The organism is Arthrobacter sp. P1_A5 (assembly GCF_056406825.1).
The window spans coordinates 69,666-83,857 of sequence record NZ_JBFTZL010000004.1 but is presented as its reverse complement, the minus strand read 5'-3'; the positions used below and the strand labels follow the sequence as shown (position 1 = coordinate 83,857).

Here is a 14,192-nt window from a genome sequence, read left to right as displayed (position 1 = left end):
TTGTTGCGCCGCACCCCGGCGTCGCTGCCGAAGCCGAGGATGACGGCGGGGCGTCCAGCAGGGACACCCGCCGGAACCGTGCCGGGAGCGTAGGGGGTCACCGCCTGCCACCAGCGCCGGTGTTCGTCGCCGTCGCCGTCGAACCTGCCGGTCCAGGGCTGGGGCGGGACATCAACGGGGAGCGCGGGAGAAACCATGCCCCTAGCTCACCGCAGCCCGGGCCGGAAAACCAGCCGGGCCGCCGTCGGACTGTCCGGAATCCCGGAAACTGAGCTTAAACGCCGCCGGGTGGGCCACGCCGGGTGGGCGTGACCGCGGGCGGGGCTGCGTTAGTGGATCCCCAGGGCGGCCTCGATCGGGCCGATCGCGAAGAAGAGCAGGAACGCGGACGCCACGGCCCACATGAGCGGGTGCACCTCGCGGGCCCGGCCCTCGAACAGGCGGATCAGCACGAAGCTGATGAAGCCAGCGCCCAGGCCGTTGGCGATCGAGTACGTGAACGGCATGAGGGTGAAGGTCAGGAAGGCCGGAATCGCGATGCCCCAGTCCTGCCAGTCGATCTTGCCCACCTGGGAGACCATCATGAAGCCGACGACCACGAGGGCGGGGGCCACGGCCTCGAACGGCACGAGGTTGATTAGCGGGGTGAAGAACATCGCCACGAGGAACAGCAGGCCGGTGACGACGGAGGCCAGGCCGGTGCGTGCGCCTTCGCCGATGCCGGCACCGGACTCGACGTAGATCTGGTTCGAGGAGACGGAGGCGCCGCCGCCAATGATCGCGCCCAGGGCGTCCACCTGCAGCACACGGTCGACGTCGGGGATGTTGCCGTCCTTGTCGATGGTGCCGGCCTCGGTGGCCAGTCCCACCATCGTGCCCATGGCGTCGAAGAAGATGCTGAGCAGGATCACGAACGCCAGCAGGGTCGCCGCGACGAAGCCGAGGTGTTCAAAGGCGCCGAAGGGGTTGGCCTTGCCGATCAGGGACAGGTCCGGGGCCGTCCACTCGGAGAACTGCGGTGCCACGAGGGACCAGCCCTGCGGGTTGTGGGTCTTGCCGTCAAAGCTGGGCCCGATGTGCAGGATGGATTCCAGGATCACGGACAGGATGGTCGAGGCCACGATGCCGATCAGGATGGCGCCCTTGACCTTGCGGACCACCAGCGCGATGGTCAGGATCAGGCCGAAGACGAACACGAAGGTCGGCCAGCCCAGGAGCTTGCCGTCGAAGCCCAGGCCGACCGGGACGGTGGTGCCGGCGACATCGGGGACGCGGCGCACGAAGCCCGCGTTGACGAGACCGATCAGGGCGATGAACAGGCCGATGCCCACCACGATCGCGGTCTTCAGCCCCTCGGGTACGGCCTTGAACACGGCCGTCCGGAAGCCGGTGAGGACCAGGATCAGCATGGTGATGCCCGAGAGCATCACCAGGCCCATCATGTCCGGCCAGGTCAGGCCGGGGTTCGTGGCCACCGTGACGGCGACGAACGCGTTCACGCCGAGCCCGGTGGCCAGGGCGAAGGGATGCTTGGCCCACGCGCCCATGAGGATGGTCAGGATGCCGGCCACGAACGCGGTGACGGCGGCGACGGCGGGGAAGCCCAGCGTGGCGCCCGAGGAGTCCGGCCCGGAGAGGATCAGCGGATTCAGCACCACGATGTAGCTCATGGCGAAGAACGTGGCGAACCCTCCGCGGATCTCGCGCGAGACGTTCGACCCCCGCTCGGATATCTTGAAATACCGGTCGAGTGCCGAGCCCTGCTTGAGCATTAGGTCTTGCATTAGTCCTCCGGGAGTGATGGGTGTTGCATATATCTTATTTGGCGCCCGAGGGCCAACCCTGCGTTTTCGCCTAGTCTGTAAGGAAGCCAACACTAGGAGTAGCCTGCCCATGCGCCGTATCCGCCAGCTTCGCAGTGCCCTCCTGGGCGCCGTCGTCCTTGTGGCCGTCCTGCTGGGAGCAGTGAGCCCGGCGTCGGCGCACGATACCGCGGAGTCCACCAGCCCGGCTGCCGGAGCAACCGTCGCGGCACCGCCGGAGCAGGTCTCGGTCACGTTCAACCACAATCCGCTTGCCCTGGGGTCGCAGATCGTGGTCAATGACGCCGCCGGCGCCAACTGGTCGGACGGTCCCGTGGAAATCGTGGACAACGTCGCTGCGCAGAAGCTGAAGTCCGGCGCCCCCGCGGGGCCGTACACCGTGCACTGGCGGGTGGCCAGTTCCGACGGTCACCCGATCGAGGGCAGCTTCACCTTCACCGCGACGGCGGCTGCGGCAGGCACGACGGCGGCTGCGGCGGTCCCCACGATGGGCACTGCCCAGCCGGGGACCACGCCCGCGCCAGCCCCTGCGCCGGCCGGGTCGCAGCAGTTTCCCTGGAGCGTCATGGTCTTCGTCGCCGTCGGGGTCGGCATCCTGGTGGCCCTGGGCCTGATGGCGAAACGCCGCCTCACCCCGGACGAGGGCGGCGACACCGAAGGCTGAAATAAGCCAACCTGACTCCGGCAACGCGGCCAAAGCGGTGCTAGGCGGGGGCGGCCAGGGCAAAGCCGCCGGGCAGCAGCGCGGGGATCCCGTTCGGGTGGACCTTGGCGGAAATTGCCTGTCCCACCACCTTGGCCTGGCGCAGGACTTCCTTGGGCGTCGGGGTAATGAGCTCGCCCACCCCCACGAGGTACATTCCCAGAGCATGCATTGCCGCCATGAGGTTCTGCCCGGCTGCCATGCCAAGTTCCGAGAGCATGCGGCGCAGCTGGCTGTGGGCGCAGCGGGTCAGGACAAGGTGGTCGGCCAGCAGGACGCCGCCCGGGGTCTGGACGGCCCACTTCTCGGTGGGTGAGCCGTCCGTGCCGGCCTCCAGGAGGTCCAGCTGCAGGGCCCGGATGTTGTTCCGCACGTCAAGCTTGTGGCTTGCGGCGTAGTTGCGCAGGTGCCGCAGGATTTCATTGCGCTCCCTCAGGCTGGCGGCGTCCGCCGCGTCGCAGCGCTGAAGCGAGGAGGTGTTGGCCGGATGGCCGGCACCCAGGAGGTCGAGCCCGTCCACAATGATGGACGCAACGCCCCGGCGCTGGAGCTCGCTGGCCACAGCCAAGCCGGAGAGCCCCGTCCCGATGACTACGGCGGTGGTCCGCTCAATCCCGCCGTACAAAGGCATGCTCGACACTGCAGGGTACCTCCTTGAAATGGTGCGAGTCGCGGGGGAAACCCCGGACGCCAACCCGTGCCTGGTTCCACAGCCCCAGCGGCTGCTTTCTGGAACACCAGTCTCGGTTCAGCAATGCCTCGAAGGATACCTAAGATTCCCGCCCGTGGATAGGGGAGGTAGGACATTGGCTGTGGTCCCGGATTCCGGCGGTTTCCTTGCCCCCGCTCCAGCGGAAACCGGCTCAAAAGCCTGAATTTCGGGGCCGGGAAACGGCGTGTTAACTCTGCGTAAATCCTTCCGCCGCGGGCGGCCGGGGAGGCCTTGCCGCCGTCTTGAATGTTCGCAATTAACCGAGAATAGTGAGGAAAATCAGGGGTTCCTGCACGCAGATTCCGGGTCGCCTCGCCGGTGGACGCCGGGCGGCAGTACTTCTGGCAGAATAGCCGCAACATCAGGCAAGAATCGCGAGGAGGCGGACCCTATGGGCCGTGAACAGGTGCATCCGGACCCGGCATGGGAGACCGGTGGCGAGCCGGCGCCGCCCCGCGGAATCGTCGTGGGAGTGGACGGCTCGGACCACAGCCACTGCGCCCTGGTGTGGGCGGCCCGTGAGGCGGAACGCCGTCGCCGCCCGCTGCACATCGTGACCGCCTATTCCGTTCCGATCTTCGCCGCTTCCGGGCTCGACGGCGGCTACGCCACGGTGGACGACTCCGTGATCCGCGAGGGCGCCGAAGCCATCCTCAAGCACGCCATGGACAAGATCGCGTTCTACAACATCGACGTCGACGCGTCCGTCGAAAACGGGGACGCGTCCGGCGTGCTGCTGGAAATCAGCGAAACCGCGGAGCTTCTGGTCTTCGGCACCCGCGGCCGCGGTGGCTTCGTGGGCCGGCTGCTCGGCTCCGTCAGCAGCGCGCTGCCCGCCCACTCGAAGTGCCCCACCGTGACCGTGCCGCTGATCTGCGCGGACCGCCTGGGCGAAACCACAGACGACAAGCATGTCCTCGCCGAACGTGCCAAGTCGGGCAGCCAGCCGGTGGAGAACGTCGTGGTCGTCGGTGTCGACGGTTCCGAGCAGGCCCGCGTCGCCGTGCTGGAGGCCGCAGCGCAGGCCGAGCGGCTCTCCGCCCGGCTCCGCGTGGTGTGCGCGGTGCCGCAGTACACCGGCTCGCTGGCATGGGTGCCCACCCCGATGGACCGCGACGCACTGTTCGCCGACATCAAGGTACAGCTCGACGCCGGCGTGGCCTGGCTGCGGAGCTACTTCCCCGCCCTGCAGGTGGAGACGCAGCTCGTCGACGGCTCGCCCGTCGACATCCTCGTCGACGCCAGCCGGCACGTGGAGCTCGTGGTGGTCGGCACCCGAGGGCGCGGCGGATTCACCGGGATGCTGCTGGGCTCCACGTCTGACGGCGTCCTCCACCACGCCAAGGGCCCGGTCATGGTGGTGCCGGACCGCGACGACCCGCGGCTGGCGGACAGAGCCAGCTTCGGCCCGATGCTCGGCGACTCCTAGAAGGCGACGGGCCCGGCGTCGGAAGGACGGTTAACGGATGGAGCACCCCGGGACGCCGGATCCTGCCGAGGACGGGCCGGTCCTGGCCCTTGAACGCCTTGGCCCGGACATGCTGGCCACCGTCGGCGGGAAGGCGGCGAACCTGGGCGAACTGGCACGCGCCGGCCTACCGGTGCCCGCCGGCTTCTGCCTGACCACCAGTGCGTATCTGGACGCCACGGCATCCCCGGCGCTGGCGGACGTGCACCGCGCCCTCGCCGCAACAGCCCCCGACGACCTGGCGGGGCTGGCTGCGCTTGCGGCGAAGGCCCGCGCGCTGGTGCTCGACGCCGATGTCCCCGCCGGCATCGACGCCGCCGTGCGCGCCGCCTATGCGGCGCTGGGCACCGACACGGCGGTCGCTGTGCGGTCCTCCGCGACCGCCGAAGACCTGCCGTTTGCCAGCTTCGCCGGCCAGCAGGACACTTTCCTGAACGTGGTGGGTGCGGATGCCGTGCTGGCTGCCGTCCGCCGGTGCTGGGCCTCCCTGTGGACAGACCGCGCGGTGACCTACCGCGCGGTGCAGGGGATTGAGCCCTCGGCGGTGGCCCTCGCCGTGGTGGTCCAGCGCATGGTGGACGCGGCCGTGGCCGGGGTGCTGTTCACAGCCAATCCCGTGACCGGCCGGCGGCACGAGGCCGTCATCGACGCCAGCCCGGGGCTGGGGGAGGCCGTGGTGTCCGGGGCGGTCAACCCTGACCACTTCGTGCTCGACGGCACCACGGGACGGATCCTTGAGCGGCGAATTGGGGACAAGGGCATCATTATTCGTCCCCTGCCCGGCGGCGGCACCGAGCGGGTGGCGCAACCTGACGCCGGGCTGGCGCCCAGCCTGGACGACGCCCAACTGGCGGCACTGGAGCTCCTGGGCCGCCGTGCGGAGGTGCACTTCGGCTCGCCGCAGGACCTCGAATGGGCCATCGGCCGGGACGGTGCCGTGTGGCTGACGCAGTCCAGACCCATCACCACTCTCTATCCGATGCCGGACCGGCCTCCCTCCGGGCCGACGCCACGCGTGTATTTATGTTTCAGCCTGGCCCAGGGGCTGACCCGGCCCCTCACCCCGATGGGACTCGCCGGCATCCGGCTGATTGCGTCTTCGGTTGCGGGGGCGGCGCATTTCCCGGTGCCGGTGCCCCGTGACGGGCCCGCGCCGTACGCGGAGGCAGGCCAGCGGATTTTCTTCGATCTCACGCCGGTTCTCCGGAGCCAGACCGGGCGCGCCATTGTCCCCCGCGTGTTTGACGTCATGGAGGCGCGTTCGGCCACCGTGCTGCGCAACCTTTTCGCCGATCCGCGGTTCTCCGTGACCACAACAATGCCGTGGGGGCTCCTGCGCCACGTCGCCCCGGTGGCGGCGCGGGCGAAGGTCCCGGAGACCTTGATCCGCGGCCTCATCCGGCCCGAGGCGGCACTGCGCCGGGCAGACCGTGTGGGAGAACAGCTCCGCGCGGCACTCGCTGTGCCCGCCGGCGCCACCGCCACGGAGCGCCTGGACCACATCGAGCGGATCCTTGGCCAGCATGTCTTTCCCGTGGTTCCCGCGATCCTGCCGCTGCCCGCCCTGGGGTTCGCCTTGCTGGCCGTGGCCGGAAAACTCGCCGGGAAACCGGGGAACGGGGCGCTGCAGGAAGTCCTGCGGGGGCTGCCCAACAACGTGACCACCGAAATGGACCTTGACCTGTGGTCGCTGGCTACTGCCATCCGCAACGACCCGGCGTCGGCGGCGGTGTTCGGGGAAGCCGCATTGCCCGAGATAGCCCGGCGTTACCGGGCGGGGGACCTGCCCGGCGTCGTGCAGTCGGGGCTGCGGGACTTCCTGGGCCGGTACGGCCACCGCGCCGTGGCGGAGATCGACGTCGGCATGCCCCGCTGGTCTGATGACCCGACCCACATCCTCGGGGTCCTGGCCAACTATCTGCGCATGGATGATCCCGCGCTCGCCCCGGACCGGCAGTTCGGCAAGGCGGCCCGAGAGGCGGAGGCACAGGTGGCCCGGCTGGTGGAAGCGGCGGCGCAGCGCAGCCGCCTTCGCGGTGCACTCGCCCGGGCCGCGCTGCGGCGGACCCGGATGTTCGCCGGGCTGCGGGAGCTGCCCAAGTACCACCTCGTGGAAGCGCTCGGCGCCGTCCGGGAGCAGCTCGCAGCCGTCGGGGCCGAACTCGCCGCGGCCGGGGCCCTCGATGCGGCCGACGATATCTTCTTCCTCGACCTGGCTGACGCGCACCGGGGGCTCGGCGGCGCCGCGCTGCAGGGGCTCGTGGCACGGCGTCGGGAGGCGTACGCGGCTGAACTGGGCCGCCGGCACATTCCCCGCGTGCTGCTCTCGGACGGCACCGAGCCGGAGGCGGTGCAGACCACAGCCGGCGGAAGGGGGCCGGCGGGTTCTGACGGCGGCGCGGGGCGGCTCTCCGGCACACCGGCCTCGGCCGGCACCATCACGGCCCGGGCCCGGGTGATCCTGGACCCCCAGGGCGCGCACCTGGAACCGGGCGAGATCCTCGTGGCGCCGTCCACCGATCCGGGCTGGACGCCGTTGTTTCTGACGGCCGGCGGCCTCGTGATGGAAATGGGCGGGCCCAACTCCCACGGCGCCGTCGTCGCCCGGGAATACGGGATCCCCGCAGTGGTGGGGGTCCCCGACGCGACGTCGAGGATCGCCACGGGCCACAGCATTACGGTCGACGGCGCCGCCGGCACCGTGACGCCGTCAACGCCGCCGGCACCCTGACGCCGTCACCCTGACGCCGGCCACTTCGCGCCGGACCGCCGACGGCGGCGGGCTCCGCACCATGGTGTCGGCCGGCTCGCTACAGTGGGGCCATGAGCGAAGTGCGCGGCTCCGAGGGCCGGGAGCCCGGGAGCGCCGGAGTTCCCGCGACGGGCATACCGGCGCCTGACACCCGGCCGCCCGGCAGCCCCGCGCCTGCGACTGACGCGACCCCCGCGCCCGCGGACCCGGACGCGTGGCTGCCGGAGTGGTTCGTGGGGCGTCCGCTCACCGCCGGCTGGGCGTGGGCCGGGTTCTGGGCGGTGCTGATCGTGGCCGACGAGTTCCTGGATCTGGCCGGCTGGTCCTGGTATGTGCTGGTTGGCCTCGCCGCCCTGCCGACGCTGCTGGCAAGCATCGCCCTTCTGCACGCCACCCCGCGCCGCTACCTGAAGCCGCGCCGGGACTCGGTCCTGGGCCACTTCTTCGTCCGCTTCCTGGCCCTGATCGCCGCCTTCCTCGTGTGGGGCGTGTCCGTGGTCATGAGCGCCTCGATCTCAACGACCCTTCAGTCACTCGTCGGGGCGTCCGAACGCGAGGTCACCGCGGTGGGCTTCAACCTCCTGCTGGCCGCGATCCCGCTGGTGGTCTCCGTACTGTGGCTGGCCTTCATCATTCGCTGCGCCTGGTTCCTGCGGCGGCTCCGGGGCTGGAAACAAACGCCGGAACCGGGCGCCGTGCCCAAGAAGTTCCTGCGGGACAGGCCGCGGCTGAGGCGGGTGGTGGTGGGTCTGGCCCATCCCGGCCTGCTGCTCGTGGCGGGCCTGGGCACCTCTGTGCTCGCGTTCCTGCTGGGCGCCGTGGAACTGACCATTAATGTGCTGAAGTAGGATAACCGGGCTGCCGGGGCCAGGCGTACTGTTGACCTATGAGCTGCACTGAAGCGCGCATTCCCCAGGCGCGGATAGTTGGAACATCTCTTTCCGGAGCGCGGTCGCGATGACGCGCACGTGGCTGCGCTGGCTGCCTGCTGCCGCCGTTCCTGCCGTTATTGCCGCCGGCGCGCTGGCCGGATCCCTGCCCGCCAGCGCCGGGGATCCCCTGCCGCCCAAGACGCCGGAGCAGGTGCTGCAGTTGATTGCCCAGCACCGCGAGCCCGCCCTCTCCGGAACCCTGGAACAGTCTTCTGCGCTCGGGCTTCCCGAGCTGCCCAAGACCGGTGCCGGCTCGGCCCCGTCAGGTACGGCATGGCTCGAACTGCTGACGGGGCCGCACACCGCGCGGGTTTATCGCGACGGCCCGGACAACGCCCGCGTCCAGGTGATGGACCGGCTGGCCGAACGCAACGCCATCCGCCACGGCAACGACGTGTGGTTTTACAACTCCAAGGACAACACGGCCGCCCATGCCCAGCTCCCGGCCAACGACGCCGGTGACACAGGCCGTCACAGCGCCGGCAGCGACGTCACCGCCACCCCCGACCAGCTCGCCGCGATGCTACTGGCCAAGATCGAACCGGGCACCGACGTGGCGGTGGGAGCCGATGTCCAGGTAGCCGGCCGGCCCGCCTACAACCTGGTGCTGACACCAAAGTCCGATGCGACGCTGGTCGGGTCCATCGCAGTAGCCGTTGACGGCCAGACCGGTCTGCCGCTGGGCGTCGAGATCAAGGCTCGCGGACAGTCGGATCCCGCCTTCCGCGTCGCCTACACCAGCCTGACCCTCGGGGCCCCCGACGCGTCGGTCTTCACATTCACCCCGCCGCCGGGTGCCACGGTCGAGGAGATTCCGGTAAAGGAGCACAAGCACGGAAACGACGCCGGGAACGCGACGGCGCCGGCGGCCAAGGACCGCGCCGGCAAGCCGGCAGTCACCGGCTCCGGCTGGGACTCGGTTGTTGAGTTCCCGGCGGGAACGGCCGGCCCGGCGTCGGACGCCACGGCCCTGCTCGAACAGGCCACCGTCCCGGTCCAGGGCGGCCGGCTTTTGTCCACCGCGCTGGTGAACGTGTTGGTGCTCGACGACGGCCGGGTCGTCGCCGGCTCCGTGCCACTGGAGCGGCTCCAGACCGCTGCCGCACAGAAGTGATGTCCGGCGCGGTATCCGGTGGCCGACGGTTGCTCTCTGACCATCCGGTGACGGCCGCGTGAGCGCCGCCGGGCCGGCGGCCGAGCTGAGCATTGAGACCACGGGCCTGACCAAACGGTTCGGCCAGCAGATGGCTGTCGACGGCGTCGACCTGGCCGTGCCGAAAGGCGCGGTCTTTGGTTTCCTGGGCCCGAACGGTTCGGGGAAGACCACCACCATCAGGCTCCTGCTCGGCCTGGCCACGGCCACCGGAGGCTCCATGCGCGTGCTGGGCGAGGAGATGCCCGGCAAACTCAATGACGTGCTGCCCCGGGTCGGGGCGCTGGTGGAAGGACCGGCGTTCTACCCCTTCCTCTCCGGCGCAGCCAATCTGCGCCGCATGGACGCCGCGGACCCCTATGGTTCGGGCGCGACGCGGCGTGCCCGCGTCCACTCGGCCCTGGAACGGGTGGGTTTGACGCACGCCGCGGACAAGCTGGTCCGGGCCTACTCGCTGGGGATGAAGCAGCGGCTGGGGATCGCCAACGCCCTGCTCGCCCCGCGGGAACTGCTGGTGCTGGACGAGCCCACCAACGGGCTGGATCCGCAGGGCACCCGTGAGGTGCGGAGCCTGGTGCGATCGCTCGCGGCCGACGGCGCCACGGTGTTCGTCTCCAGCCACCTGCTGGCCGAGGTCGAGCAGATCTGCACCCATGCGGCCATCATGAGCGCTGGCCGGCTGGTGGCGCAGGGAACCCTGACGGAACTGCGCGGGGCCGGCCAGGCAAGGATCCGCGTGTTGACCCCGGATCCGGTTACCGCGGCGCAGGTGCTGGCCGGCCTCGGCCTGACCGCGACCCTGGGCACCGACGGCCGTACTCCCGGTGGCGCTGGTTCCGGTGCCGCCGGCTCCGGGACCGACGCGGCCCTGTTCGCGTCACTGCCTGGGGCTCCGGCTGCGGGTCCGGCTGGGGCTCCGGCAGCCCAGGAAGACGGAGGATCATCCCGGTCCGTGGAGCGGGCGGCCGTGCAGCCGGAAGCCGTGGTGGCGGCCCTCGTGGCGGCGGGGGTCCGGGTCCGCGGCTTCGCGACCGAGCAGGCCAGCCTTGAGGACCGGTTTGTGGCATTGACGGGGGAGGGGTTCGACGTTGTCCAGTAACAGCTCATCCGCGGGCGATCCGGCAGCCGGCCCGTCAGTTGCCCCGGCGCCGGGCCGTAGCGGCGCGGCCGCAGGCGCTGGCGGGGACGGCGGGGCCTACGCTGCGCCGGTCCGGCGCGGGTCCCTGACCGGTGACCTGCTGGCGTCCGAGCTCGGGGTGCTGTTCCGCCGCCGCAGGACGTGGGCCATKTTGTGCGCGCTGGCGGCCATCCCGATTCTGATCGCGGTGGCGGTGCGGGTCTCCTCGGCCGTGCCGGCAGGCCGCGGGCCGGCCTTCCTGGATCGGATCGCCCAGAACGGCCTGTTCGTGGGCGTCACGGCAATGGTGGTCTCCGTTCCGCTGTTCCTGCCCCTTACCGTCGGCGTCGTGGCCGGAGACACGATCGCCGGGGAGGCTGGACAGGGGACCCTGAGGTACCTGCTGGTGGCTCCCGCCGGGCGGATCCGCCTGCTGATCGTCAAATATGCCGGGGCGGCCGTGTTCGTGATCGTTGCCCCGCTCGTGGTTGCCCTGACCGGGGCCGGAATCGGCGCGGCGCTCCTCCCCGTGGGGCCGGTGACCCTGCTCTCCGGCGACACGATCGGCACCGGCGAGGCCATGGTCCGGCTCCTGCTGATCGCCGCCTACCTGGCGGTTTCGCTGCTGGGGTTGTCGGCGATCGGGCTGTTCATCTCCACCCTGACCGATGTTCCGGTGGGGGCCATGGCGGCCACCGTGGTGCTCTCGGTCGTCGCGCAGGTCCTGGACGCGCTGCCGCAACTCGAGTGGCTGCATCCCTGGCTTTTCAGCCACTACTGGCTGGACTTTGGCGATCTGCTCCGGCAGCCGGTTTCCTGGGATTCCTTTGCCGCCAATGCCCTCCTCCAGGGCGGCTACGTCGCCGTCTTCGGCGCGCTGGCCTACGGCAGGTTCATCACCAAGGACGTGCTCTCCTAGCCGCCAGTCTCAGTAACGGGCCGCGTAGCCGTACAGCTGCATCCCGGACATGGCGGCAACATCGGTCACGGTAATGCCGGCGTCGGGGTTCAGCGCCTGGACCACGCGGCCGCCGCCGAGGTAGATGGCCACGTGGTAGAAGCCCGGGGCCGAACCCCAGACGAACAGATCGCCCGGACGCGCCTGGGAGAGCGGGACATGGACAGGGGCCTGGGCGAACTGCTGGGAGGCAGTGCGGGGCAGGTACTTCCCTGCCGCGGCGAACGCATTCTGCACCAGGCCCGAGCAGTCAAACCCATAGCTCCCGGTTCCGCCGTACTGGTAGAAGAATGGCGATCCGGTCTTGCCGAGCGCCACCGAAATCGCGGTCTGGTTTGACCCGCCAGAAATCGGCGCCGGAACCGGAACAGGTACTGGCGCCGGAACCGGGGCAGGAATCGGTGCGGGGACCGGAGCAGGTACTGGCGCGGGATCCGGCGCGGATGCCGGAGCCGGCGCGGGTGCGGGTGCGGGTGCGGGCGCTGCAGCGGGGGCCGGCACGTCGGCGGGAGCCGGAGCGGCTGGCTGTCCTGCTGCCGAATCGTCCCGTCCCGGAGCTGTTGGTGCCGGCTGTGAACCCGTGCCAGGCTGCGGCGCGGGGCCCGCCGCCGCGGTCAGTGCTGCGAGCCGAGCCTGCTGGCGCTGGCGGTCGAGGGCGTCCACCCGGGCCGATTCCAGCGCCGCGGTGGTGTTTCTCAGGCTTGCCAACTGGTCCACGAGCGCGCTGCGCTGCGCTTTGGCATCGGCCACGACCTGGCGCTGGGCGGCGTCGGCGCGGTCGGCGTCGGCCTTGCGGTCCGCGGCAGTCGCGGCGGCCTCGTCGGCGGCGCGGTTGGCGTCGGCTGCGGCTTCGGTCAGGGACTGCGCGGCCGTGGCCGCGTTTTCCGCGGACTCGAAGGCCCGCGCGCGTCCGGCCGTTACGGCCTCCAGCGTGGCGGCATCCTCCAGGGCCCGCCCGGAGCCGCTGACAAAGCTGCTGAGGGCCGGGTTCAGGCCGCCGTTGCGGTACAGGTCACCGGCCAGCTGGCCGAGCTGTTTGCGGGTTTTGGCCTGTTCTGCCCCGGCCGCGGCAGCCCTGGCGGCCGCCACAGCCGCCGCGTCACGGCGTGTGGCCAGCTCCACGAGGGCCTCGCCGTACGCGTTGTTTGCTTGCAGGGATGCGGCGAGGCTGGTTTCCTGGCCGGCCGACGCGTCGGCCAGAAGCCCGTCGATCCTGGTGACCTCTGCCGCCGTCGAGCTCGCACTGGACTTGGCGGCAGCGATCTCTTCCGGTGAGGGGATCTCCGGCGACGCCGGAACCCGGCCGGCAGTCTCCAGCGGCGGGCGCCCCTGCGCAGAAAGCTGCGAAGAAATCAGCGCGGTGGTCAGCGGCGCGGCCTGGGCCGGGAGCGCGAGGGTTCCGAGGAGGACGACGGCGGTGCAGAGCACAGCCGTCTTGCGGCCGGATCGGATCCAACTCATGGGCAACCTCGCTGAAGTCTCAGGCTGAAGTGAGCGAGGTCGGATTTGGCGCGTGAAAGCCCTCTGCGGATCACCCAGCAGGCATGAGGCTACGTGCCAAAGGCTACTTTGGCAACACGAGTCACATGAATAACATAAACAACACCAGTGTCATTTGGCCACGTCCGTGACGGGCGTGTCCTGCCGACGGTCAGGCGTGCTGGTGGGCCTCGTGCTCTGAATGCGTGGTGGGCTCGAGCTGGAATGTGCAGTGTTCGGTGTCGAAATGGGAGCCAAGGCAGCTGGTGAGTTTGTCCAGGACCCGGTCGGCGCCCTTGGCGCCGAGCGCTGCGTCCTCCACCACCACGTGGGCGGAGAAGACGGGGACACCAGAGGTAATGGTCCAGATATGGATGTCGTGGACGGATACCACGCCGTCCACCGCCAGGATGTGGTCGCGGATCATCTGAACGTCCACGCCCTTGGGCGTGGCCTCGAGGAGCACGTCCACGACGTCGCGCAGCAGGTGCCAGGCACGGGGCAGGATCATGAGGGCGATGAGGATCGAGGCAATGGTGTCGGCCGCCTGAAACCCGGTGACCATGATGACCACCGCCGCCGCGATGACGGCAAAGGACCCCAGCAGATCCCCCAGGACTTCGAGGTAGGCGCCGCGGACGTTCAGGCTTTCCTTCTGGGCGCCGCGCAGGATCAGCAGGGAGACCAGGTTGGCGACGGCGCCGAGGACCGCCGCGGCGAGCATGACGTCGGTGTGGACCTCGGGGGTGGTGCCGAGCCTGCGGATGGCCTCGATGAAGATGACCACCGAGATGACGATCAGGACCAGTGCGTTGGCCAGCGCCGCCAGAACTTCGGCGCGCTGGTAACCGTAGGTGCGCAGATCGCTGGCCGGCCGGGTGGCGATCCATGCGGCCAGCAGGGCGATGAAGACGCCGGCTGCGTCCGAGAGCATGTGTCCGGCGTCGGCGAGCAGGGCCAGGGAGCCGGAGACCACCGCACCGATCGTCTGCACGAGCACCACGGCGAGCGTGATGGCCAGGACGGCGACCAGGCGCTTGCGGTGCTTGCCGGTGGCGGTCAGGCCGTGCGAGTGGCTGTGGTCGTGTCCCATGC

Annotated in this window: 11 protein-coding genes and 1 pseudogene; 7 read left to right on the top strand and 5 right to left on the bottom strand. The window is 70.3% G+C overall.

What is annotated here, in order from left to right:
• Together AC1D1S_RS02375 and AC1D1S_RS02370 are read right to left on the bottom strand one after the other, a co-directional pair.
• Positions 1-197: pseudogene (locus tag AC1D1S_RS02375) on the bottom strand (formimidoylglutamase); the annotation flags it as partial.
• Between the two features lie 132 nt (positions 198-329).
• On the bottom strand, positions 330-1,772 hold the full coding sequence (locus tag AC1D1S_RS02370) for an NCS2 family permease (RefSeq protein WP_028277143.1): 1,443 nt from the start codon (positions 1,770-1,772) through the stop codon (positions 330-332).
• Positions 1,773-1,893: 121 nt separating this feature from the next.
• Between AC1D1S_RS02370 and AC1D1S_RS02365 the strand changes: the two genes are divergently transcribed.
• Positions 1,894-2,487, top strand: coding sequence for a copper resistance CopC family protein (locus tag AC1D1S_RS02365; RefSeq protein ID WP_243181352.1), 594 nt, complete (start codon positions 1,894-1,896; stop codon positions 2,485-2,487).
• A gap of 40 nt (positions 2,488-2,527) precedes the next feature.
• On the opposite strand, the gene AC1D1S_RS02360 is transcribed toward AC1D1S_RS02365, so the two are convergent.
• On the bottom strand, positions 2,528-3,157 hold the full coding sequence (locus tag AC1D1S_RS02360) for an NAD(P)/FAD-dependent oxidoreductase (protein WP_043436212.1): 630 nt from the start codon (positions 3,155-3,157) through the stop codon (positions 2,528-2,530).
• A gap of 472 nt (positions 3,158-3,629) precedes the next feature.
• Between AC1D1S_RS02360 and AC1D1S_RS02355 the strand changes: the two genes are divergently transcribed.
• The 6 genes from AC1D1S_RS02355 (at position 3,630) to AC1D1S_RS02330 (ending at position 11,579) form a co-directional block, all read left to right on the top strand.
• Positions 3,630-4,667 carry a universal stress protein gene (locus tag AC1D1S_RS02355; protein ID WP_243181353.1) on the top strand — a complete coding sequence of 346 codons (1,038 nt, stop codon included), beginning with the start codon at positions 3,630-3,632 and terminating at the stop codon, positions 4,665-4,667.
• A gap of 37 nt (positions 4,668-4,704) precedes the next feature.
• Complete coding sequence (locus AC1D1S_RS02350; protein WP_476945424.1) at positions 4,705-7,437, top strand: PEP/pyruvate-binding domain-containing protein; 2,733 nt, start codon at positions 4,705-4,707, stop codon at positions 7,435-7,437.
• 92 nt (positions 7,438-7,529) lie between these two features.
• Positions 7,530-8,306 carry a hypothetical protein gene (locus AC1D1S_RS02345; protein WP_476993628.1) on the top strand — a complete coding sequence of 259 codons (777 nt, stop codon included), beginning with the start codon at positions 7,530-7,532 and terminating at the stop codon, positions 8,304-8,306.
• 109 nt (positions 8,307-8,415) lie between these two features.
• The gene (locus tag AC1D1S_RS02340) at positions 8,416-9,504 is read left to right on the top strand and encodes a LolA family protein (protein ID WP_476993627.1); all 1,089 of its coding nucleotides are present in this window, start codon (positions 8,416-8,418) and stop codon (positions 9,502-9,504) included.
• A 58-nt stretch (positions 9,505-9,562) separates the two neighbouring features.
• Positions 9,563-10,642 (top strand): ABC transporter ATP-binding protein, encoded by a 1,080-nt coding sequence (locus tag AC1D1S_RS02335; RefSeq protein WP_476993626.1) that lies wholly within the window; start codon positions 9,563-9,565, stop codon positions 10,640-10,642.
• A 124-nt stretch (positions 10,643-10,766) separates the two neighbouring features.
• Positions 10,767-11,579: an ABC transporter permease gene (locus AC1D1S_RS02330; RefSeq protein ID WP_476993630.1), complete on the top strand. Its 813-nt coding sequence runs from the start codon at positions 10,767-10,769 to the stop codon at positions 11,577-11,579.
• A gap of 9 nt (positions 11,580-11,588) precedes the next feature.
• Here AC1D1S_RS02330 and AC1D1S_RS02325 read toward each other — a convergent pair whose 3' ends face one another.
• Together AC1D1S_RS02325 and AC1D1S_RS02320 are read right to left on the bottom strand one after the other, a co-directional pair.
• Positions 11,589-13,079: a C40 family peptidase gene (locus AC1D1S_RS02325; protein ID WP_476993625.1), complete on the bottom strand. Its 1,491-nt coding sequence runs from the start codon at positions 13,077-13,079 to the stop codon at positions 11,589-11,591.
• A 190-nt stretch (positions 13,080-13,269) separates the two neighbouring features.
• The gene (locus tag AC1D1S_RS02320) at positions 13,270-14,190 is read right to left on the bottom strand and encodes a cation diffusion facilitator family transporter (protein ID WP_243181360.1); all 921 of its coding nucleotides are present in this window, start codon (positions 14,188-14,190) and stop codon (positions 13,270-13,272) included.
• Positions 14,191-14,192: the final 2 nt, after the last annotated feature.